We start from the raw sequence: 24,019 nt of genomic DNA on the forward strand, positions 1-24,019 counted from the left end.
GAATTTTTTTGTTTTTTTGGTAATAGTTAGTTATTCCCTTTAAGTAACTGTGAAACTAGACTGACTGAACTCCCGATACAAGTAGTAACAGGTTATAAATTTAAATAACTTAATTTTACCTTCCTTCATATCCTGCTGGTGGAGTCTTAATATCAGGAAGAGGGTCTTGTTTATATTTTCGTTTAAAGATAGTAGGGTCTATTTCAAATATACTAATAGCAATTTGTTGATTTCCATGAACATGTGCAATGGTACGTTCATGTTTAGAAAATGGCGCTTGTACGGTCGAACCACCAAACTCACCCGTATTTGCTAGTATAACAGGTTGATACATATGGTAATGTAAATAACTAACCATGTTATCGAAGGTTTGGATATCCTTATTCATTGCGGAAATTATAAAAACATCAGAAACATCTCGTAAATCAGCGGCAATTGCTAAGTCAGTAGCATCATAGCAAATTGCTCCTGCTATTCTAATTGGCTTCTCTCCACAACTCTCTAATTCAATTATTATTTGATATGGTCGAAAAGATTGGATACCCATTTTCTTTTCTGGCTTAGTCATATGATGCTTCCCTTGGTAAACGTATATAAATTCTCTTCCTGAAGTAGATTCTGACCTAAGAAGCCATAAAGCTTGATTTATTGGTTTTTGTGAAGAGGTTGGTTGTACAAAAGTCAAACCGGCAAAAATGTGTGCTTTTGTTTCATCAGATAGTCCACGTAATATTTCAATATCATCAGGATGTATAGATAACTCAGGAAATACAATTACATCTACACCTTCAAATGTATCACTGTCACCATTATCATTCAGTGACTTTCTTGCATGAACAGTTGATTTTACTTGCTTATTTACTAAATGACAAATTGATGCCAAATGATCACGATGTTTCTGCCTGTACAATTCATTCCATCTAGTCGGATCTTTTTCATTAAAGTCTTTTAACTGTGGAAGAAGTGGTTGTACAATCGCAAATCGAATTTTTGAACTCTTCTCTTTCGAATTTCTTGACACTGGCAAAGTATATACTGGTGTTCGGGAAAGCTTCCCATATATTGCCCTTTGATGCTCTATCCTTTTACTAACAAAATATTGTAAACCTGCTAAATTACTAATGTTCTTCCAATCTCTAATAAGAACTTCCCTGTAATTTATTCCTGGCCATTGTAGTAACTTATATAAAAACTCAGTTATCCATGGGGTTACAGGAATAGGCTCATTTACTAAGCCTTTTCCATGATTAATCATAGAAAATTTACGAGTGTACCAAGTTGATTTTAACCCCTTGTAAATTCCAATGTCTTCTTTTCGAATGAATGCATTAGATGTAAAATCAAATTCACCTGTAATACAAGCTCTTAAAATGGCACCGAGAGTATACATCCACTTAAAATTATCCTCAACCCAGTAGGGTGCTTTATATAGTATAAGCGCATTTCCCTCTATTTGTTTATTCCATTTTACTGTTAGATTATTATAGGACGGATCTTGTAATTCACTCCAGTCTTTACAATTAACTAAAATATCTTCAACTCCCCTTCCTTTGTTCAAATTCTGTAAAGTATCGGGAGCTTCTAAAATGGCATTTGCAAGTAAAAGAAGTGCATTCTCCTGTTTGAACGGATTATTTTTACTCTGAATAATTTTTATTAAAGATACAGACTCTTTAATATCAGTATTAAACTCTTCATTATTAAACATTAAAGACAATTTTATATTTTCAGGTATAAACTTTTCCCAATTATAGTCTTTTATTCTACTTGATTTAAGAACTTCCCCAAGCAAATCAGAACGATTCATAAACAATGTTTGAATTATTTGGTTTTTATATTCATCTTCATTTATGCTATTTATCCAATCAATAAACCATGTAGCATATTTTGCTTTATTAGGATTTAATTGCTGAGCAACAATAGATGTTGCTAATCTATTTAGTAAGTCCCCCTTATTGTGTATTTGATAAAGAGATGACTCATGTAATAACTTATATTGGTTTAATTCCTCCTCATTTTCATCAATAGTAAAGCCATAATCGCCGTTAGTAATTAAAAATAAAGTTGCTTGTTGTTTTACGTACCATGGAAATTTTTTTTGTTCGTTATTAATAAGTTTTCTTGCAAATCTAGCAAGCTCCTCACGAAATCTTTCTAGATTTACATATTCCGGATATATATTTTCGGAATTATATCCTATTCTTGTAGATGCAGCTCTTAAAACATCTGAAATGACATACTCGGCAGTTTTCACTTCATCAAATGAACTAGATTTGTTAAATAACTTTAATTCTAATGCTTCAAGTACAGGATTTAATAATCTAACATCTGGATATAACTCTAAACCACATTTTAGAAGTAATGTTAAAGACGGATTCTCTGCCCAAGATGAAATCAATTTCCGTGCAACACTTTCCATTTCGTGGTTTAACATTTGACCTGCTGTAAAGGACTTAACACCTATATCATTAACTGCAACTTTCTCACTCTGTACAGTCATACTTTTTTTAAATCTCAATGTTTTGACTAGACGAGTAGCACTAAAACGTTTTATAGTGTCATCACGAATATCCATATATGGTAGGTAAATTTTGGAAAGTCCTAGTGCATTTCCTTTTTTCATTTCTTTGTCTTCTATAGAGTCTGATAAATTGAGTAATCCAACCAACTCTCCAATAATCTGTTGAAGGGAATCTGCATCAGGTGTACCACTGATTCCATGCTGGATGGCATTCATTACTGCAGAAATATTACTTTTATTAGATAATTGCCGATAAGAAGCAATGCTTGTTTTATCCTCATTTATTTCTATTTCGTATTCATTATTACTTTTTAATTCTACTAAATGCTTCTTTATTAATTTCTTTATTAAATCGTGAATAATACCTTTTATATCTTCTTGATTAATTCCACGAGAAGCCTCTACAACTACACGAATATCATCCACATAACGACAATAATCTAGTATCTTAATATTGTGTTCTCCTTCTTTATTGTCATTAAGGTACTTTCCAACAATTCGATCGAACCTTATTAAATAAGCATTTGCAAAAAAACCACTCGCAACAAGCCCCTGAGGTAAACCTAAAGATGTTTCCCCATCTTCTGTTAATATTTTTTTATCATTGTAATCTGACTTAGCCCACTCCCAATCAAAAATCTCTTTAACTTTTTTCCAAAATCCAGGTTCATCTTTGTACTTTTGTGGGAGTTTGTAATAACTAATATACTCTTTATACAGATACTCCAGTTCCTTTATTAATGAATTAAGGTCAATATTGTTATAAAATTTGCATAAATCTAAAGAAACTACGTACAATTCCTTATTTGTAGCTATAATTGGGTCATAATAATTACATACGTTCTGTGGTCTTTTTAAAAAGGCTTTGTAATCATCAAAGTATTTTCGATAGCTTTTTGAGCTTCCCCAACTAAACTTAGCCTGACTTCTTTTATCTAAATGAGAAATCCATTCACAATGCAATCTATTTCCATAACTATATATCTGATTTCTCTGACACTTTAAAAAATCATCTTCTTCTGATGGTCCTTGAATAGACTCTATAGCATCTGCCAAACAAAGCATTACTGCTGTGGTAACAGTTTGATCTCTTATTGAAATATGTGCTAATGGTCTTAATGCTTGTTCTCCTTTTACATTATCTTTCTTCCCCTTCGGATGCCAAGACTTCTCCTGACCATCTGGGAATATCCATTTTTGATTTTTAGGAGCTAAAACAACCTTCAACGTATCAGGTTTATAAGTTTCACTATCTATTAGTTTAGTAGCAACTTCCCTTAGATTATCCTCCAAATCGACAATTGAACAATCTAGTTCTAATATATCTGCATACCAATTATGTCTTCGAATATAACTATGTGACTTTTTCCAAGATTCACCTAAAATCACCTCATCTCTTAAATATTCCAATCTTGGAGCTATTACTTCATATTTCGTTTTTACAATACTCAAATTTCTCACCTTTTATTAATTTTCTAAATATCAATACTAAATAGAGCTAATTACTTATTTCGACAAATTTTTGGTAATCCCCTTCAAATTAACAAATATCCTACAAACTAAGACTTTCTAAAAATTAAAAAGCAGTTCTATAGTTCCTCTTTTATTAGAGATTTGAGAATATTATTAATTTACCAAAGAAATCTTTTATAAAATGAAGGAATGACATATGTAAATATTAACAAATGAGATAGGCTAAAATTTATATAAAAACAAATTCACATTTATCTTATATCACTAACTAGTTTTACAAAAAATATAAGACCCTCATTAACTAAGAGCCCTAATATTTATTTTAATATTAATTTACTTACGTATTCTACATGTATTGAGTGATAATCGCAGAAATCAAATACATAGTAGTTTTATTATATAAAACTATATAAAACCCTTAGAGGTAAATGTGTGATTTGATAACTTACCTTTTCTATTTAACCTTATCGTTATAATAAGGAGAAATTCACTTATTCTCTTTAACAAGGTAAATAATTCACCATTATTACCCTAAACAATATTTATTGGTGTCACTGCAATAGAGTTGTTTTGGTAGATAGTAGTCTTGTTTTCAACTTCTCTATGAGTAAAATAGGACAAGGTTGTAATTTTTGTTCAATAACTTTAAGTCCTAACTATGCCCTCATATTTTTCGAATCCGAGTTATCAAATTCCTTGATGATGCCTTAATGGTTCATTTTAACGCTTCAATACTTAGTGTTTTTATTTTCCAATTCTACAGCTGTGCCAGAAAAGAAATACTCAGGTAAGGGATTATAAGCAAACAATTAAGCAATGGAAAAGAGATTGGGCGAAAGACTACTTACAAAAATTAAAATTTATGTATCAACAAGGGATAGAATAAGGGTGGAGAATTTTTTCTCCACCCTTATATTAAATAGAAACCAGAAAAAATTTCTATTAAAACAGAATATCCTTAAGTTAGTTTTTTTTATGCCTGAAACTCTTCTACAATGTGGTTTAATCCTATACCTATTCTTTTGACTATACCAGTGACTAATGCATTACCCATAAAGAACATTCTCATACGGTCAGATACTTCTAAGATTTCTTTAGTTTCTTCATTCTGCTTATATTTCGTCCAATCTAAAGGGAAATCTTGTAAGATTTCAGCTTCATTTGGTGTTAAAAGGCGATATTCTCCATTTTCGAATAGCAGATGAGTAGAACGGTTTACAGAACCTTCACTTGTAAGCATGGTACGTGCCGGTAAGCTAAAACTATCATAAGGTGACATTGCACCTTCAGAATAAAAGTATTCACTTCCGTCTGGTCTAGTTCTTGGAATTCTTTTTGCATCTCGAAGTTGCTGGAATTTTAAAATTTTATCTTTATCTTTGATAATATAACGTTCTATATATTTTTTATATTCACTATGTCCAAGATTAATATCTTCAAATTTTGCTATAAATTCATCTTTAGCTTTTCCAACAACTTCACCCAAAGTCATTGGCTCTTCTATTTCTGGAGTAGTGTCAATAGTAAAATACTTACCATGCCGCATGATACCGGTATTCCAAATTGTCCCTGTGAAATTATCTGAAATATTTAATATATAGTCATCATAATCAACATCGTTTCCTAACCAATGACTAGCTCTTCGAACTTTGTTACCATCGACTTTTGGTTCAGAATGAATAGGAAATTGTCGTGCAAATAAACCGTTACTAAAGATGTAATCATCATATTGATGTGGGTTTTCTACAAAATCATCTAATGAGCCTTGATTTGAGTTATCATCATTATAAAATTCATCTAAATGTTTAGCCCAGTTAGTATCGTTTTTATATACAAAAAAGAAAACCCGACGTCTTCGTTGTGACCGTCCATAATCTGCAGCATTAATTACTCGCCATTCAACAGAGTATCCCATCTTGTTGAAAGCACCTAACATAACAGCAAAGTCTCTTCCTCTTTGTTTAGAAGGTGACTTTAACAATCGGTCAACATTTTCTAATATTAAATATTTAGGCTGGATAATCTTTGTAGCTCTAATGATTTCCCAAAATAGAACACCTTTTTTCCCTTGTATCCCTTGCTCATCTTTCAATGAACGTGCTACAGAATAGTCTTGGCATGGAAATCCACCCACAATCATGTTTACGTTATTTTCACGCATCACTTTAAATTTATCATCTGATACAGTCATAATATCATCTGGTAAGTGGTTTACCTGAGGAAATCTATAAACTCCTACTTCGTATGCATCCTGTGCTTTACGGCTTGGTTCAAATTGGTTGGAGTAAGTTGTTTTGAATACTTCCTTACCAATTGAATTATTAGCATCATTTAACCCGACGATAAATCCGCCTACACCATCAAACATAGAAAAGATATTTAAAATCATTGTTACACCTTTACTTTCTTAATAATTTGATTGAAATCTTCTATATCCAAGGAATTCATAATTGTTTCTAAATGTTTTAAATTTACCGAAGTCCTAACACCTCTTACCATTTCAGATACTGTAGTAGGGCGTAGTCCTGATAATTCACATAAATCCTTTTGATTCATTCCTCTATCTCTTAGGATTTCATCAATCCGAAGCTGAATCATTATAACACCTCAATTATGGGATTTCGATATTCACTAACTGATTATAGACTAGTATTTATCTAATGCCAAGTCATTGATATACTATAAATGAAAAATGATGTTCGTTATATTTGAGGAGTGAATCTATTTGAGTAGTGTCTATAACACTAAGGAAAAAGTACATAAAAGGGCATTAGAAGCGGTTGGAAAGACGCTTGGAGAAATCGATGTAAAGAGCATAATGAATGTAAAAAATAAATCTTATCCAGGCAATGTAATAGAGCAAGTTTGGTTTGACCATCCTGCAGATAATTATGCCGAACCAGATTTTCCAGAAGCTGGCGTAGAATTAAAAGTTACCCCCATAGATAAACAAACAAAAAATAATAAAAATAAAAAAGTCACAAAATTTATTGCTGGGGAGAGACTTGTTTTAAATAAAATTAATTACCAAAATGAATATGGTAAATCATTTGAACAAAGCTCATTGTGGCATAAGAATAAACTAATTGAATTAATTCAATATTATAGACGCGATGTCTCGCATAAGAAAAAAATTTCTAGCGGAGAAATGATTGAAGATAAGACAAAATTTCGGATATTATATGCGAATCTACTTTCAATGACAGAGTTAAAAGATTTTGGCTTGCCTAAAGATACAGTAATTGAAATACCTGAGAAAGATTTAGAAATCATCAAGCAAGACTGGAAAAAAATATCTGAATTTATAAACTCTGGTAAAGCTGAACAATTATCAGAAGGGCTTACAAATTATCTTGGAGCATGTACAAAATCTACAACTGGTAGTGATTTTACAAAACAGAAGTTTACAGATGTTCCTGCAAAACCCAGAGCATATTCATTTAAATCAAAATTCATTAATGAACTCATAAATAATCATATTATCGGACAAGACCATACCGAAGCAATTAATAGTATTGTGAAAGATGTTAATGAGCTAAAAAAGAAAACTCTTGAGGAGATTATTGTCTCCCGCTTTACTCCCTATTACGGTATGAAACAAAGTGAATTATCTTATAAACTTGGTATAGAAGCTGGTAAAAGGCAGGCACAAAAAAATATCAATAACATGATAATCCGTGGAATTCTTAATTTGCCAACCACTACAGATGACGTCATATCAGAAGAAATTGAAAAAGCAGAAATTAGTTTAAAAACGGTTACTTTAAAGATGGGGCAACCAAAAGAACATTTTAAATTTATGGGGATTCCTTCATTTCTTGAGCTAGTTAATGAATCTTGGGATGAATCCAGAGTTTATGATTTCTTAGATAGAAAAAAATTTCTACTATTAGTCTTTAATGATTTAAATATACAAAACGAAACAAACCCTGAGAAAATAATTTTTATCGGCGCCAAATTTTGGAATATGCCAATTCGTGATATAGATGGGCCAGTACAGAGAGTTTGGAAAACGGAAATAGAAAAACTAAAAAACGGTGTTGAACTCACTTATACTAAAAATGAAAGTAATGAAATCAGAATAAATAATAATTTCATAAAACCATCCCTTGAAGATATTTTACATCTTCGCCCTGATGCCCAAGTTGCTCAATACAGACCAGAATACTATAAAGAAGTTGTAGTTAAGGGTATTCATAAAAAGAAATTAATGAATAATTCTAGGAAACTACCTCACTCAGCAAAATGGATAAATCGACCAAAGAGTGAAAAAGAAAAATTTACAGATGATTATATGACAAAACAAGCTTGGTGGTTAAGTAAAGAATATATATATAAACATATTAAAGATTTGTTGTAAAATAATGGTTTAGTAGAGTAGGGCACTAATTTCAAGAAGATATCTTTCATGGCTATCTTCTTGGCTTTTCTGCTCCCCTCATCAAATTAAGTATGTGGGAGTTTCCCTTCATTACGCTTTTCGACTTTTCTCTTTCATTGTGCTTACACACTTGCTTAACTTGCTAGTAAAAAGTAGCCCTATATTGAAGATTACCTATATATATAGAATTTAAATTTCTAACTCTTTAACACTCTAAATCATTTTACTATATAATAAACCAAACAATTTTTGCTGTTTCACCGACAAAAAGCTTGCAGAGTTATTTTAAATATTTTGTTCTTCCCCTACCCAGTAAGGTAGTACTAAAAAATATTTCAATTTATTTTAGAAATGGTTATATCAATAATAAAAACCACCATTCAAAATGACTGGTGGTAAGATTATTAACTATGAACCTCAACAGAAGATCTTGGCCTAAATTCAAGATTTAATTTTTCTTTCAAGTAGTGTTTTAAAACATACACCTCAATTTTATGTGGGTATGTTGGATCATCTAAGAAATACTTTGTATGGTTACCAGGGGTTGCTGGAGCTGTAATGATCATTTTTCTTTTATCTTTATTTATATCTTCTATAATATCTCCATGCTTTATATCTGTATCCCAACATATAATGCTGTGCAGATTAACAAATGAATGATTGAAATTATTTTGCAAGTATTGTTTGAATTCCACATAGTAAAGTTTTGATTGATAAATTGGTGTCGTATGGTCACCTTTTACAATAACATCGATTCCTGAATGGGTGTCATAATCTAGTATTTGAAAAGGGAATATGTCTGGCTTAATAGTTGTAAGTTGAATGGTTAAGGCAAAAACTCCACTTTCTCTTGTAGGCTCAACAAGTGTTAGTCCTTCATATTTGGCAATATTGGATTTGTTAATCTTATTCTTTCTCCACTCGAAATCCTTTTTCTCTTTTTCCGTTGTCCGATAACCATCTGCTTCTTCTTCAAGCCATTCAAGTTGTCTCCAATCATCGCCTTCAACAATTTTTGAATAGATTTCTTTATAAACAACATCTTTAATATCATCTATTATTTCTTGAGGTGTATTATCTACTGAACCCCTGTTTGCAGTAAGCCTAAGATCTTGACAATTTATGAATGCATGAAATTTTGTGTATTCTGACCCCTTATATGTAATCCATTCATTTTTCCTTTGAATAGGTATGTAATCTTTACATAACCATATTCCATATCTTTCTTGAACTGTATATGCACCAGTAGGGGCTTGATAACCTTTCCTTCTTAGCATATTGTTATAACTTTGTTTTACCTTATTTCCTTCAATATAGAAAACAGCTTCATACTTTATCTCCGGGGAATTTTTCAATTGCCCAGTTTTAACAATTTTCTTACAGTAATATTCTGGTGCCTTCACTAAATATTCATCGAATAATTTGCTTACATCGTGGTTTTCCGCTGGGAACACATGCCCAAAAGATAATTCTTCATAATTAGATCTGTTAAGACCTTTTAAAAATAATTTGGTATCTTTTAATTCTTCCTTTTCAAAATGTAGCTCAACTGAACCGAATTTTGTAAACCAATAAATATAATCTTTAAGTATTTCATGTGTAAATTTATCGCGTCGATTGTTATTGTATCCTTTAATGATAATCTCTGTTCCATAATCACTTACATCGTGGATTTCTTTTGTCACTTGGACAATTGGAATTTGTCTATTATGTAAAGTTCTAAATGGCTCATTCACTTTAGCTGTATGCTTTTCTCTTCCTTTTTGTGTAATGACTTCAATGCTTCTACTGTTTAAATAAACTTTAGTTCCATGTCCTTTTTCTCCAATGGTTTCATCATCTCCTCTTCTTAAGGAGTTCCCTAAATCAAAAAAAGACTGTAATCCTACTTTATCCATTCCTTTTCCGTTATCTTTTATTCTAATTTCTAAGATACTCTCTCCGTATTCTCTAACAACATCAAAGGTAATCCAAATCTTATTAGCTCTTGCATCAAAAGCGTTACTAATTGCCTCTCTGACTAATTCAAGTGGGTTAGAAAAGTCATTTGCGATTTCAATAAATTCCTGAGTTTCATCTACCTTTGGTCTTATTGTAAATTCATTTGATTCACTAGTATCATTCAAAGTATCATTCAATAGGTTCATTAAAAATCCCCCTTTATATCTTTTCTATTATACTATTACCATAATAACCCAATAGAATATTTGAGTCATTAAATATATAGGAAATAAACACCTGATTTATAACAACTTTTTCGAGGTGTCATGATTAAGAAGTTGAAATGTTGTGTTTATTAGCACATTGCGTTCATTAGGAATAATGGGGACAGGTCCCTCGATCCACCATTTTGTGGTAGTCGATTACCTCTTCCCCTATAAACATATAAACCATAAAAGGTAACCCTATTTTGAGGTTACCTTTTGATATAAACATCAAAAAAACTAACAAACTTCAATAATTAACTCTTTTTCTCTATCTAACTCTATAACACTCTAAATCATTTTATTATTATAACAAACCGAACAATTCTTCGTCTGACTCCTAGAGTGCACATCTTGCTCCCATTCATGACCATTCTCACATTTCCACCAAACCACTTGAGCGGTTCTGGCTTCTACATCAAATGGTGTTAGTTGACCATTTTTCTCTGGATGCCAAAATTTAGCTACTTCAGGAAATCGATGACCTAAGGATTTACCGTTCTTTAGTTTGTTCTTTCTTCTAGTTTCAATTCTCTTTGCTTCAGCACAAATTATACAGCCACTACCGGATACTTTATGATCAATTCGTTGTTGATAGGAATGAGTCTCATCTTGGTCACACTTCCACCATACTTTTAATCTCTTTTTTGAAGTGACTTCATATGGAGTGACATCCACATTCTTTTTGAAATCCCATATTTTTAATAATTCAGGGTGATTATTCGCTAGAGAGCCGTTCTCTATTAGATATTTATTAGAAAGTCGCTTACTAATAAAGTTTTTCTTGCATGGGGGACATTTTACTCCATCGATGGCTCGTTCACTAATTTTCTTCAGCCATTGATGTCCACAATCCTTACACTTCCACCATACTTCCGTACCAGAACCTGCTGAGAAATGTTCTGGCTTTAGCTCACCATTTTTTTTATCATCCCAATCTTTAGCTAATTCAGGGTGTGTGATTGCAATGCTGTTTTCCTTTTCCAAAAAGGTAAACTGCTCGAGAATTTGCACTCTATCCTTTCTAATATTGATGTTGATTGAATGAATAAGTTCCTTCTTTTCATCATTCCCTACCAGAAAATTATCAGAGATGGTAAAAAGTAATTTTTTAATAGCATCTTCAATAGACTCATTTTCTCGTCGTCCGTTTCGATTAATGTTCTTTAGAATCTTACCCTTTAGTTTAGGAAGCCCTTTTTCACGTATCCGTATTAATTGGATTCCATTCTCCAACAAAATCTCATTTTTAAATTCATCTCTCTCTACTGCTTCCGTGTGAGCATACCAACCGTCGTATTCGATTGCGAGATTCAATTCTGGAATAAACAAGTCCGCTTCAACCCCAACATTGTTCGTAGATTTAAAATCAAAACGATGTCTGTTTATTACACTTGGAAATACCTTGTTTATGTAATAGAAAATAGCTTGCTCAGGAAACGATGTAGCTGAATTGCATTTAGGACAATTTACACTCGCTACTAAATGATTGCTTAGTGTTCTTTCGTATTCATGTCCTCTTGAACATTTAAACCAAACCATTTTAGACGAACGAGGCGTCACATCAAATGGAGTAAGATCTTTATTTTTTTCCGGATGCCAATCTGCTGCTAACACAGGGTAAAGAAAACCAAAACTTTGGCAAACTTGACACTTTCCTTTTCCTTGTGCTCTATGCCGAACTTCATGTTTCCATTCATGTCCATTTTTACACTTCCACCAAACTTTATGCCAATAGGAGGCAGAGATGTCTTCCGGATTTACTGTATTTTTATCATAATCCCATTCTACTAACACTTCCGGACAGTATTCTTTAAGAGATTTACCCTCTGCAAAGTTCTCTTTCTTTCTACATTTTTTACATGCTCTCTTAATAACGTCATTGCCACCATTACGATTATTAACACTAGCTTCCCACTCATGTCCTTCTATGCACTTCCACCAAACTTTTTTATTGGATTTAGCATGTATCGTTTCAGGCGTTAAACTTCCATTTCTTTCGGTATTCCATTGTTTGGCTAACTCTGGATTATCTGTGGCTAGACAATTCTCTTCCGTTATTATCTTACCAGAGCAAATCGGACAACCTTTCTCTGGGCTCCTTCGATTTGAAACACTAGATTCATATATATGTTTTTCATTATTTGCACATATCCACCAAACCTTTACTTTCTGACCAGGAGATACGTCAAAGGATGTTAGATCACCATTTTTCTCATAACACCATTGTTTAGCTATCTCAGGTTTCAGTATCGCTAAGCTGTTCTCTTTTGGTGTTTTTCTCATAGCAAATACCCCTTATTCTTCTAATATATTAATTTTACCTTAACATAATAGATGAACGGAAAGAGCCTCCAAAAAATGGAGACTCTCATAAAAAAAGATTCCAAATAACCTATTACTGTTTTGCTCTTATTTACTCCATTTATCTAGGGCCAGTGGGGACATCATCCACTGGCCCACCACTTTTTGATGGGTTGGGCGTGGCGACTTGCCCCTTGACCTTAAGCTTTTTAATATTATTTTTATTGTTTAAGAGTATCCTAAGTTTAAGATACATTTAAAAAGTACCACTCTAGCTTTGTGGTAATGCGTAGTATATTTATACTGTGCAACAAGAGATTCAGTGAAGTTTCTTAAACATAAGCCCCCGTTTGTTGAAAAGGAAATTTAGTTTAATAACTCCCATAATAATCCTTCATTCTTTTAAAATATGACCCCTAAAATACCAAGTGTCCTTAAAGTAGTCATTTGACCATTATCATACACGTAGTTCATTTCATATGAAGTAAATATACCATTATCACACATATGAGAAGAACTGAACCTTATCTTCTTATTGTCTTTAATGCATTCGCCTTCACTATTACAATCTACGATGCCCGACTCTTTCATTGCCCATTTTTCAAATTTCTCATCAGAAGGACCGGTGAATACCATAATAATGACAAGTTTGAAATGTGAACATAAAATACTATTGATTATCAATTTATGTTCAATAAAGGTTAAGAAATGCATAACCTATTGTATTAAAAACTAAAAATGGGGCGATTTTATTGACAAAAAAAAACCTGGATTTTTTTGGTGATGTGTTAAAGAACCGAGTTCGTTATGAAGCTATTGACGACTGTGAAAAATCATCAGAATTAGTAACACATCAATTACATATGTCTTATAAAAATGAAAAACGTCGCGTGCGCGTTTTATTGCCTAAAAATTATGATAAAGATGAGACTGAAAACTATCCGGTTGTCTATATGCATGATGGACAAAATGTTTTCTACTGTAGTGAATCTTTTAGCGGGTATTCATGGAAAGTTATTCAGGCAATTAAACTTAACCCAGATTTACCGAAGATGATTGTTGTTGGGATTGATAACGGTGAACATGATCGAATGAATGAATATACGCCTTGGAAAATTACTGAAAGCCCACTTCCTGAAGATATTGAACTAGGCGGTAGAGGCGTGGAGTTTGCTGAGTTTGTCATGAATGTGGTGAAGCCCTTTATTGATAAGCATTACCGAACGAAATCGGATAAATATCATACAGCGATGATTGGTAGTTCACTTGGAGGAAATATTTCTGCCTTTATGGGTATTAGATATAATGATAAAATTGGTGGTTTAGGCATTTTTTCTTTAGCCAATTGGATAACAAGTAAAGCCTTCGATCGTTATATTGCTAGAGAAGAGTTGGATCCTGAGCAACGCGTGTACATTCAAGTTGGGACTCAGGAAGGCGATGATACCGATCGACAATTGATGAATGGGAATATGAAGCAGGCATATATTGATTGCTCGCTTAAGTATTATAAACAACTAATAAAAGGCTCTGTTCCAATAGATAACATTCATTTAAATATTTTTGCGGATGAAGAACATGATGAAAAAGCTTGGGCAAAACACTTGCCAGAATGTTTACGTTTCTTAAGTGAAAAATGGTAATAAATAATTTGAATATTCATATTTGTATGATTTAAGTAATAGAGGAATCTATTACTTTTTTTTGAATATATTTTTGGAAGTTTAGTCTTATTTTAAATTGATATTTTTGTAACTTAGTTGTGGAAATAGGAAAGGAGCTTTTTTATGAATTTTATTTTGATATCACCATATTATCCAAGTAATTTCCAGGCATTTGCTCATCGATTAAAAGATGCAGGTGTCAATGTTTTAGGTATTGGAGAAGAGCCATATGACCAATTAGGTCCCGACTTACAAAACTCTTTAACAGAATATTATCGTGTGAATAATTTAGAGGATTTAGATGAAGTGAAACGTGCTGTTGCCTTTTTATTTTATAAACATGGTCCAATTGACCGCATTGAATCCAATAACGAACATTGGCTAGAACTTGATGCCGCGTTGCGTGAGCAATTTAACGTGTACGGCAATAAAACGAATGACTTGAAAAAAGTTAAGTATAAATCTGAAATGAAGAAGCTGTTTATAAAAGCAGATGTGCCTGTTGTAGAAGGAAGAATTGTTAAAACTAATATTGATTTATATAAAGCCATTGATGACTTAGGACTGCCTGTTATCGCTAAACCGGATAATGGAGTTGGATCAGCTGCAACCTATAAATTAAGTTCAGAAGAGGATGTACGTTTTTTTGAAGAAGAATGGAGAGAAGCACAAGTGTACTTCTTAGAACCATATGTCGAAGGAGGCGTACTTTGTACATTTGATGGTTTAATAGACCAGGAAGGGAACATTGTATTTCAAACAAGCTTTACATATAATAGGCCAACTTTGGAACTCGTTAAGGGTCAGTTGGATATGGCTTATGTGATTCAGAAGGAAATTGATCCAAAGCTCGAAGCTTATGGAAAGAGGATTGTGAAAGCTTTTGGCATGAAAGAACGCTTTTTCCATATTGAGTTTTTCAAATTAGAAAATGGGGATTATGTTGCAGTAGAATATAATAACCGCTTGGCTGGCGGCTACACGATTGATATGTACAATTTCGCGCACTCCATTGATTTATTTGCTCAGTATGCTTCTCTTGTCACAGGAGGGAAATTTAAGGAGTCAGATGCTGAAAACCAGTTTTGTGTCGGTATAACACAGCGTGATGTGTATGAGTATAAACATGATTCGAATAGCATTTATGAACGATTTGGCGACCGTGTGAAGTTTGAACAGCGCATGCCTGATGCGTTTGCGGAACTCCAAGGAAATCAATTTTATGCGATTAATGCAGATTCCCTTCAAGAAGTGGATGATATTATTCATTTTGTACATGAGCGAAAAAAGGAGATTCTTTTATGCATATAGAACAGTTAAGCCATTGGAGTGGGGAATTAGGACGTGAAATGCTATTGAACAGATACGGGCACAGTGGCATGCCAATCGTAGTGTTTCCTTCATCTGGTGGGACGCATTCTGAATACCATGATTTTGGAATGATTGATGTGTGTCATGACTTTATCGAATCAGGAAAAGTTCAATTTTTTTCATTGACTAGTATAGATAGCGAAAGCTGGTTACACGACTCAAAATCGGCGCATGACCGGGCATTAGCTCATGAGGCATATGATCGTTATGTGATTTCAGAAGCTATTCCATTTATTAAACATAAAACAGGTTGGTTCGATCCAATGATGACAACGGGGTGTAGTATGGGGGCATACCATGCGTTAAACTTTTTGTTGAGACATCCTGATGTCTTCCAAACCACCGTTGCACTTAGCGGTGTATACGATGTCCGTTTCTTTTTTGGGGATTACGGAAATGATCCGCTTGTGTATGAAAATTCACCGAGTGATTACATATGGAATCAAAATGACGGCTGGTTTATTGATCGATATCGATCAGCAGATATCATTATCTGTACCGGTCGGGGTGATTGGGAACAGGATGGGCTGCCTTCCTACCTTTCATTAAAAGAAGCCTTTGAAGAAAAACAAATTCCAGCCTGGTTTGATGAATGGGGCGAAGATGTTTCGCATGATTGGGTTTGGTGGCGACGCCAAATACCGTATTATTTAGGAAAGTTATTTTCATAAAAAGAACCATGGGGACAGGTCCACTGACCCACTTTTCTCTAGTGAGTCATGGTGCCTCGTCCCCTTTACCATTCATTAAAATATTGTAAATTAAGTAGAAAGGAAATCTATTAATCCCACTTAGAAAATTTCAGGGATTAGTTAATTTTTATAAAGATAGACTCTTTCATCTTTCACCGAACGATCTCTAGCACTATTTTTATATAAAAGTATTAATGAGTATATCATTAAACCGAAGCTCATGATGGCAATAGGTATCAGCAAGGACGTAGAAAAAGGCTCTGCGTGTACCCCGTAATTTCCTGTTGAAAAATACTCTACAAAGTCTAAGATAAAATGAAAGACGATGAGTGGATATAAGCTATTGGTTACAATTCGAAACGCTGTTAACATGATGGCACCAGCAAACGTCCATAAGGTTTGATAAAGGGCATAAGTCGTATCTCCACCCACGAACGTGTTTGTCGAGTGAGCTAAAGCAAAGATGATGCTAGGAACTAAAACCGTTACCCACTTCCCCCATTTCATAAAGCCGCGAATTAATACTCCTCTAAATAAAACCTCTTCATTTACAGCCACACCAATCGCCGCAATCAAAAGAACAAGGTTCTGTGCAATTCCCCAAGAGGAAATACCGTTTTGGCTCAAAATAAATAGTGGGATAATTAGTACGGGTAGAAAAAGTAACCACTCTTTATAAGATTTAGGCATCCTCAACCCTATTTCTTTCGCTGTATCTGTCCAATATACTAAGCTTACAACTGTACATGCGTAAACCGTCATCAGTAGCCAACCTAAATGATCTTGAACGGTTAAATCTGGTCTTATTGCTTGAATGATTTGAATGGTAACCATACCGGCAATACGACTTACTACTAGAACAAAAAAAGCGAATATAAATGGATGATTCTTAAAAAAACTTTGCACCTGTTTTATTTTTTTCATTATGTCAATCTCCTTTTAAATTCAAAGTTTGTTTTTGATACCCTTATTATGCAAATTAAGGAGAATCCTTCCTAGTGTTCACAGTCATGTTTTTGCTCCATTAGTCATGCATGACTACACCGTGACGACCATGACTTACACTTTCATTTTCTCTTTCCGTTATTCTCTCAATCTAGTATGATAATCGTATCGAGCAGAGGAAAAGGTGGTTAACTTGCAGACGATTAGAAACAAGCATTGGGCATATTTAACTCTATTCTACATACGAGTCATTTGGATTTTGCTTCATTTAGGCCTTCTATCATATGAATATAAAGGAAATACCGAGAATCTATTTCTTATTCTCTTTACTTGTCTCATTGCTGGTGTGCTCCCCCAATTCGTCTGGTTTTACTACGAAGATAGGAAGCCTTGGCTATACCCGGTAGTAGAACTAGTTATAAGCGGATTATTCTTTATTTACAGCTCATATGTCATGGACTTATATTTTTCCTATCTGGCCATTCCCGCTATGTGCGCGGCAGCTACCATACATACGCAACGTCTAAGAATCCCCTTATGGATTTGGTTCTCTGTCTTACCTGCCATTGCCATGACGATTGTGCTTCCGGTAAGTTCCTATAACATATCAATTATTGAAGGATTCCTCTTCTTTGGTCTAGGGACAATCATTTGGAAGGTAATAGATACTCAAAGAAAAATGCAAGAGCTTCTAGAAGAAAATGACAAGCAACGTCAGGTGTTGGAGCAATACGCCAAACAAGTTGAAAAAATCACTTTATTAGAAGAACGAAACCGACTTTCTCGGGAGCTTCATGATACGGTTGGGCATACCCTTACATCCGTTATCATGGGCCTTGATGCTATGTCCTTTCTCATTCGCGAGGAACCAGAAGAAGCCTTGCAAAATGTGAAGCAGCTTAGCCGTATCAGTCGAGAAGGTCTTGAAGAAGTTAGAAGGCAAATCCATCATATCTCCCCTTTGAAAGAAGATGAATCCATCTCTACTCAACTGAAGAGAATTGCAGATGAATTTTCCTTGTCGACAGGAACAAAAATTAAATTAGATGTAAATGGAACTAATCTTACCGTTCATCCACAGATTTCACTCATATTAGTACGATGTTTACAGGAATCATTAACCAATGCAAAAAGACACGGAAAAGCAGACCATATTGATATATTGTTTGACAGTAACCCGAATCAACTATCTCTTACCATTCGAGACAATGGGTGCGGTATGGATGATGTTGTCTTTGGTTTTGGATTATCTTCCATGAGAGAACGGATTGAAACCTATCAAGGAACATTGGAGATAGACTCAATAGCAGGAAAAGGGACAACAGTTGTTTGTCAGTTGCCTTATAAAATAGGAAAGGCTGGATGAAATGATAAAGGTAGTCATTGCAGACGATCAGGATTTAATTCGAGGGAGTTTACGAATTGTTCTACGTCAAGAATCCGATATAGAAGTGATTGGACTTGCCGGAAATGGCAAAGAAGTCATTGATTTATGCCAAAAGGAGCCACCACACATCATCCTGATGGATATTAATATGCCAGAAATGGATGGGATAGAGGCAACCAGATATATAAAGGAACATTTCCCTGACATTCATGTCATCATGCTTACCACTTTTCATGATATGGAATATGTGAAAGAAGCGATGAAAGCAGGAGCAGTAGGATATCTTCTTAAAGCGATGCAACCAGAGGATCTTGCTTCAAGCATACGATTGGTCCATAGAGGAGAAACGTTAATCCCACAAGATATAGCAAAAAGAATGATATTTGAATGGACAGGTGGTACAGAGACCACTTCAACTAAATCGAGTTCTTCGGAAAAAAAGCCTTCGTACGGGCTAACCGAAAGAGAATTAGATGTATTACGTCTGATGGTGACAGGAAAAGACAACCGTCAAATTGCAAATATTCTCTATTTAGCAGAGGGAACCGTAAAAAATCATATTTCGAGAATATACTCAAAACTACAAGTAACCGATCGTGTAGAGCTTATTTTACGAGTTCGGGAAGAGCAAGTACTAGATTAGAATAAAAAAGCAAAAGCTTCAATTCTTTTCTTTTATCGCTGATATTAGTCCAAAATCTGGTAAATCAAGAGTTTGCAGAGACGAAATCTACTGTTCGTCTCTGTTTTCCTCTATCCTCATATTTGTACATATATGAGATTGAGATTAACTAGTGTGGCACGATTATCTACATTGTTTTTGCAACTAAGACAACCTTTTAAAATAAACCATTAGAACCGCCCCCTTGGAGCAGACAAAACATTTCTCTTTTATGTGTATCTGAAATCGCCTGATTCCATACACCACCATTTATGTGCATCATTTCTCTCATGATTTTTAATTTAAGACTTTGCTTAATAATATTAGGATATGAGGTTACTTTTCCGTTAGGTGGAAGGTTAGAAAATTTGGAATTTCCCGAAATCGTTATCAACGCTAAATTTCCAAAACCATTCAAGTCTTCCAAATTCCATCTCGTAGACGGATCTACATCTATTGGATTCTGTGGGTAAAAATGCTCGATTGAATTTCTAAAATGAAACTGCCAATCATCTTTTAAAGGAAAGATGATTTGTTTCCCTTCATATGAATAACCATCTCTATATATTAGATAGTCTAGATAAGTAAAGACAATACGCTCGAAATGAAAGCCACTGGCATTTTCGTATTTAGATTCTCTTACCTTGTGGTTACAATACTTTTCTAAAATCTCTAAAATGTTACCATTCTCATCATTCATCAAACTTGTTAATACTAGTGAAATCCAATGCATGGTCTTAGGTGATGTATAAGTAATACGCAAGCAGGATTGAAGTAACCTCAGTTGCTTATTTTTAGTATCATCTTCACCGCCAAAAGTACCTACATATTTTGGCTTCAAATAACCTCTATCTTTGTAAGATTCTAAACGCTGCAATGACCATTTCCCAGTTTCTTTGTAATCCCCTACAAACTCTCTTTTCAAAATGTATTTATCAAATAATACCCTACATTTTAATAGATTGTATAAAAATGCTTTGGATTTTTCTTCATTCTCCCAATTTAGCTCTAAACTCTTCAAGAAATTTTTATCATCAAGCATTGACTCGTTTTCTTCAGCCTTCGATATCGCTTTATTCACTTGGAGAATGAAATGAGGAAAAGAAATGATTGATTCGAATCTTTCATTCTCTTCCATATGACTTCCCCTACCTTTGTTGGTAGGCTGTTTGTCTGTTAAAATTTCAAGCAGCGTTTTGGTACCAGTAGTTACATGATCACCGTTGCCAATGATTCCTCTAACTTTATCAAAATCATACACTTCTGAATGTATTCCAGACCAATCATCAGAAAAAAGGTTGCGTCTCGTGTTTAAATCAAAATTCATTTGTACATATGAATCCATGTTTGAACAAGCATCCCAAAGAATAGAACCAGCCTTTTTATCCTCATTTGTTGAAAGTTGACTTAACAGCTTTGCTTTTACGATTTCGTGGAATTCTAATTGTTCGCCACGTGTATTCATAATCTCAAAATAGTGGTTTAAATCTATGTTTTTCGGCACTTGAATGCGGATTAATTGCACATGATTCAATTTTTCTCTGAAACTCACGGGATCAATTTTTTCACTTAGAAAGTACCCTTCAATGATTTTATAACCACGGATCAATTCTTCTGACTGTAGTTCCTCTAAAACATCATTTATTTCTTCTGTACCTATAATTGAAAGAGTGCGATTTGATTTTTCTCTTGCCTCAAAATATAATGAGCCTTTCAAAATATCTATCTTTAAATATTTTTCTAGTAAATACAAAGTAGTAAGACGTTGTTGTCCATCAATTACTTCATACACGTCTGCTTCTTTTTGATTAACAATTAACGTTCCTAAAAAATACGTGCCCTTTGAAGAGTGAATATCTTCAATTAATTGTTCAATTTGCTTTTCTTCCCAAGCATAATTTCTTTGATAGATGGGGATTTCATACTTTACATTGGTAAATAAACTTGACACTTGTAATGTTTTTGGTTTCTTATCCACTTTTACCACCTATTTGCCTCCTGTAAAGATTTCCACACTTTTGGGTATTTACTAATATTGTTACTTGCCTTTGTATCATCCATTTTCTCAAAAATAATAAGATTTAATTCTTCAGGATCGTGCATCTCACTAAGCCTTGCAAAAAGGTCTAGCCCTTCATTAATTCTCTCATGTTTTCCACTAGCATATTTATTAACTGTCTCTTGATAGACCAATGTCATTGTCATTCTAAGAGAATAACTCCAAGTATATAATTGTTTCATCACTGAATTATTAATTGAATCCATACCAAATCGATCTGCAAAAAACAACAAGATACTTTCATAGAGTTGCTTTATATAGTAATCTCCCGGACCCCTACGAGGAATTTCATCATCATGATGATAGTCATTTATTTTCTTTTGAACTTTCTCTAGTAAATCAGCATAATGAAGGGTATATGTAAAAAACCTTTTTCCAGCAATTAATGGCTGAGTTAATTGAAATTGATTCAACGTTTTAGTAGCTAATATTTCCACACTGCCATTATTATTCATTTGTTCTACAAAAAGATTGGAAGCCTTTTGATAAACGGCATAATTGTAAACGTTATTTATTTTTATCCCTTTAAACGTTGAAATCTTTTCACTGGAGTATCCCAAACCATTTTTCCTTTTGTACCATTGAGTTAATGGAAATAGGTAATTCTTGAATAACTCTTCTAGCTTCCGCTGATTTTTATTTTCCCAGCTGTTAATGATCTTCGTTTTTACATTTTCTTCTTCATTATTCATCTCTCTTAAGTGATAAGACTTTAACAAATCATGAGGGTCCAATTCCTTACCACGTGAATTTTGCGAGTCAAAAAATTGGAATGCTTCTTGTTCTTCATCCGTTACAATTTTTACGATCGTACAACTTTCTTTTAAATAAGACTTATATCTTATACGTTCTGTCTCTTGGAGTTCAGCTACTCTCTTTGTTAATACTTCAAAGTTACTCATGATCGCATGTGCCGATAGAGAACTATACTGTTCATTTAGCAAACCTTTCTCTTCATCTCCAAGAACATAAAGTAAAATGGATAATGTAGTGATTCGTTGTTGTCCATCAACAATATAATAATTATTATCTTTCTTATGTAGAATAACTGAGCCAAGCCTATATTCACTAATCCTTTGTTGGTATGCACCATAAGTATCCATAAACAAAGTATTTGTGGAGGCAATATTCCAACTATACGGCCTTTGATATTCTGGAATGGCTAAGCTTAACTCAAATAGATCTTTAACTGTAACAATTGACAATTCATTTTCAATTAGTCCCATTTTATTTTCCTTTCATTAAATGCTTTGTTACGAGAATGCAACCTCATACCTAAAAAGCATTCCCTATATAATTTATCCTTTTCACTTTTGGCGAAAGAATGATTCATTTCTACTTCTTTGTTCTTATGTTTCTATTATATTACAACACCTTTGATCACAAGGACTGTTCTAATTATTTCTGTTGAATATATTCATAGACATAGAACCTTTATCTCATGTAACAACAATATAATACCACCTATGTTATTATTAGGAAAAAAACTCTTTTAGGCCAGTTGGAGGGATTATTTTTGAAAGAAAAAGCATTGCAATTTGCGACTAAAGCACATGAAGGTCAGTTAAGAAAAACTACAAATACACCCATGATCGAACATCCTATACGTGTTGCTAAAACACTAGAATCTGCTGGATTTAAAGAAGAAGTGGTAATCGCTGGTTACTTACATGATACGGTTGAAGATACATACGTAGAGTTTGAAGATATTACAAGAGAATTTGGAAATGAAGTGACCCGAATCGTCGCTGGTAATACTGAAAACAAGGATCACTCTTGGGAAGAAAGAAAACAACACACTATTGACCACATAAAAACAGCCCCTCTTGAAATAAAAGCGCTAATTGTAACTGATAAACTAGATAACCTAAAAAGTCTTGTAGAAGATGAGCAACGATTAGGGAATGATATATGGAAGAGTTTTAAAAGAGGCAAGGAAAAGCAGAAGTGGTACTTCGAAAGCGTTGCAGTTAATATGTTTGAAGGTTTACAGACAGATGAGATCCCCTCATTTTTTTATGAATATGAGCAGTTAGTTAAAGATTTTTTTTAATAAAAGGGGCTAAGCAATTTTAACCCCCTTTCCATTCACATTTTCACCCATTGTACCGTTTCATATTATAATAAAGTCTATGAGGAAATCGGGAAATTGATTGAACATTTTACTCCATAAAAGTAGTTAGATTTAGCTAAGAATTTATACACGAGAGCTTCAAAGATAGGGTTACCTTTATTGTTTTATCTGGCCTAGGAACAAGAGACTCTATTACCATAAAATGGTGGGTCAATGAACCTGTCCCCATGGCTCTATGTTATTCAATATAGATTAATAAATTGTCCAAGCAAGTTTAATTTTC

The 24,019-nt window shown here is 33.6% G+C and carries 15 protein-coding genes; 7 read left to right on the forward strand and 8 right to left on the reverse strand.

What is annotated here, in order from left to right; translation table 11 throughout:
• Positions 1-115: 115 nt before the first annotated feature.
• The 3 genes from SM124_RS16230 to SM124_RS16240 form a co-directional block, all read right to left on the reverse strand.
• On the reverse strand, positions 116-3,973 hold the full coding sequence (locus SM124_RS16230) for a reverse transcriptase domain-containing protein (RefSeq protein ID WP_322447568.1): 3,858 nt from the start codon (positions 3,971-3,973) through the stop codon (positions 116-118).
• Between the two features lie 994 nt (positions 3,974-4,967).
• Positions 4,968-6,383: a DNA (cytosine-5-)-methyltransferase gene (gene dcm, locus SM124_RS16235; RefSeq protein ID WP_322447569.1), complete on the reverse strand. Its 1,416-nt coding sequence runs from the start codon at positions 6,381-6,383 to the stop codon at positions 4,968-4,970.
• Positions 6,384-6,385: 2 nt separating this feature from the next.
• On the reverse strand, positions 6,386-6,592 hold the full coding sequence (locus SM124_RS16240) for a helix-turn-helix domain-containing protein (protein WP_322447570.1): 207 nt from the start codon (positions 6,590-6,592) through the stop codon (positions 6,386-6,388).
• 127 nt (positions 6,593-6,719) lie between these two features.
• Here SM124_RS16240 and SM124_RS16245 point away from each other — a divergent pair, with 127 nt between their 5' ends.
• Positions 6,720-8,354, forward strand: coding sequence for a Sau3AI family type II restriction endonuclease (locus tag SM124_RS16245; protein ID WP_322447571.1), 1,635 nt, complete (start codon positions 6,720-6,722; stop codon positions 8,352-8,354).
• 425 nt (positions 8,355-8,779) lie between these two features.
• Here SM124_RS16245 and SM124_RS16250 read toward each other — a convergent pair whose 3' ends face one another.
• Positions 8,780-10,522, reverse strand: coding sequence for an ATP-binding protein (locus SM124_RS16250; protein ID WP_322447572.1), 1,743 nt, complete (start codon positions 10,520-10,522; stop codon positions 8,780-8,782).
• A 348-nt stretch (positions 10,523-10,870) separates the two neighbouring features.
• Positions 10,871-12,865 carry a zinc-ribbon domain-containing protein gene (locus SM124_RS16255; RefSeq protein WP_322447573.1) on the reverse strand — a complete coding sequence of 665 codons (1,995 nt, stop codon included), beginning with the start codon at positions 12,863-12,865 and terminating at the stop codon, positions 10,871-10,873.
• A gap of 803 nt (positions 12,866-13,668) precedes the next feature.
• Between SM124_RS16255 and SM124_RS16260 the strand changes: the two genes are divergently transcribed.
• From SM124_RS16260 to SM124_RS16270, 3 genes are all read left to right on the forward strand, one after another.
• Entirely contained in the window at positions 13,669-14,526 is an 858-nt protein-coding gene (locus SM124_RS16260) for an alpha/beta hydrolase (protein WP_322447574.1), read from the forward strand.
• A gap of 144 nt (positions 14,527-14,670) precedes the next feature.
• On the forward strand, positions 14,671-15,858 hold the full coding sequence (locus tag SM124_RS16265) for an ATP-grasp domain-containing protein (RefSeq protein ID WP_322447575.1): 1,188 nt from the start codon (positions 14,671-14,673) through the stop codon (positions 15,856-15,858).
• A complete protein-coding gene (locus tag SM124_RS16270) occupies positions 15,849-16,589 on the forward strand; it encodes an esterase family protein (RefSeq protein ID WP_322447576.1) in 741 nt (246 codons plus the stop codon). Before SM124_RS16265 ends, SM124_RS16270 begins: the two co-directional genes overlap by 10 nt.
• Positions 16,590-16,730: 141 nt before the next feature.
• On the opposite strand, the gene SM124_RS16275 is transcribed toward SM124_RS16270, so the two are convergent.
• Complete coding sequence (locus SM124_RS16275; RefSeq protein ID WP_322447577.1) at positions 16,731-17,534, reverse strand: CPBP family intramembrane glutamic endopeptidase; 804 nt, start codon at positions 17,532-17,534, stop codon at positions 16,731-16,733.
• Between the two features lie 214 nt (positions 17,535-17,748).
• Between SM124_RS16275 and SM124_RS16280 the strand changes: the two genes are divergently transcribed.
• On the forward strand, positions 17,749-18,921 hold the full coding sequence (locus tag SM124_RS16280; protein ID WP_322447578.1) for a sensor histidine kinase: 1,173 nt from the start codon (positions 17,749-17,751) through the stop codon (positions 18,919-18,921).
• Position 18,922: 1 nt separating this feature from the next.
• On the forward strand, positions 18,923-19,585 hold the full coding sequence (locus tag SM124_RS16285) for a response regulator transcription factor (protein WP_322447579.1): 663 nt from the start codon (positions 18,923-18,925) through the stop codon (positions 19,583-19,585).
• Between the two features lie 196 nt (positions 19,586-19,781).
• On the opposite strand, the gene SM124_RS16290 is transcribed toward SM124_RS16285, so the two are convergent.
• Both SM124_RS16290 and SM124_RS16295 read right to left on the reverse strand, forming a co-directional pair.
• Entirely contained in the window at positions 19,782-21,590 is a 1,809-nt protein-coding gene (locus SM124_RS16290; RefSeq protein ID WP_322447580.1) for a DUF262 domain-containing protein, read from the reverse strand.
• Positions 21,584-22,888: a DUF262 domain-containing protein gene (locus SM124_RS16295; protein ID WP_322447581.1), complete on the reverse strand. Its 1,305-nt coding sequence runs from the start codon at positions 22,886-22,888 to the stop codon at positions 21,584-21,586. The genes SM124_RS16290 and SM124_RS16295 overlap by 7 nt, the downstream gene beginning before the upstream one ends.
• A 290-nt stretch (positions 22,889-23,178) precedes the next feature.
• On the opposite strand from SM124_RS16295, the gene SM124_RS16300 reads away from it, so the two are divergent.
• Complete coding sequence (locus SM124_RS16300) at positions 23,179-23,715, forward strand: HD domain-containing protein (protein WP_322447582.1); 537 nt, start codon at positions 23,179-23,181, stop codon at positions 23,713-23,715.
• Positions 23,716-24,019: the final 304 nt, after the last annotated feature.

Source organism: Robertmurraya mangrovi (assembly GCF_034427655.1).
Classification (GTDB): domain Bacteria; phylum Bacillota; class Bacilli; order Bacillales; family Cytobacillaceae; genus Robertmurraya_A; species Robertmurraya_A mangrovi.

What these genes read in the sequence shown, in the direction of transcription:
- dcm (WP_322447569.1), bottom strand. Translation starts at nt 6,383, where the DNA reads ATGATTTTAAATATCTTTTCTATGTTTGATGGTGTAGGCGGATTTATC.
- SM124_RS16255 (WP_322447573.1), bottom strand. Translation starts at nt 12,865, where the DNA reads ATGAGAAAAACACCAAAAGAGAACAGCTTAGCGATACTGAAACCTGAG.
- SM124_RS16275 (WP_322447577.1), bottom strand. Translation starts at nt 17,534, where the DNA reads ATGAAAAAAATAAAACAGGTGCAAAGTTTTTTTAAGAATCATCCATTT.
- SM124_RS16250 (WP_322447572.1), bottom strand. Translation starts at nt 10,522, where the DNA reads ATGAACCTATTGAATGATACTTTGAATGATACTAGTGAATCAAATGAA.
- SM124_RS16285 (WP_322447579.1), top strand. Translation starts at nt 18,923, where the DNA reads ATGATAAAGGTAGTCATTGCAGACGATCAGGATTTAATTCGAGGGAGT.
- SM124_RS16240 (WP_322447570.1), bottom strand. Translation starts at nt 6,592, where the DNA reads ATGATTCAGCTTCGGATTGATGAAATCCTAAGAGATAGAGGAATGAAT.
- SM124_RS16295 (WP_322447581.1), bottom strand. Translation starts at nt 22,888, where the DNA reads ATGGGACTAATTGAAAATGAATTGTCAATTGTTACAGTTAAAGATCTA.
- SM124_RS16270 (WP_322447576.1), top strand. Translation starts at nt 15,849, where the DNA reads ATGCATATAGAACAGTTAAGCCATTGGAGTGGGGAATTAGGACGTGAA.
- SM124_RS16265 (WP_322447575.1), top strand. Translation starts at nt 14,671, where the DNA reads ATGAATTTTATTTTGATATCACCATATTATCCAAGTAATTTCCAGGCA.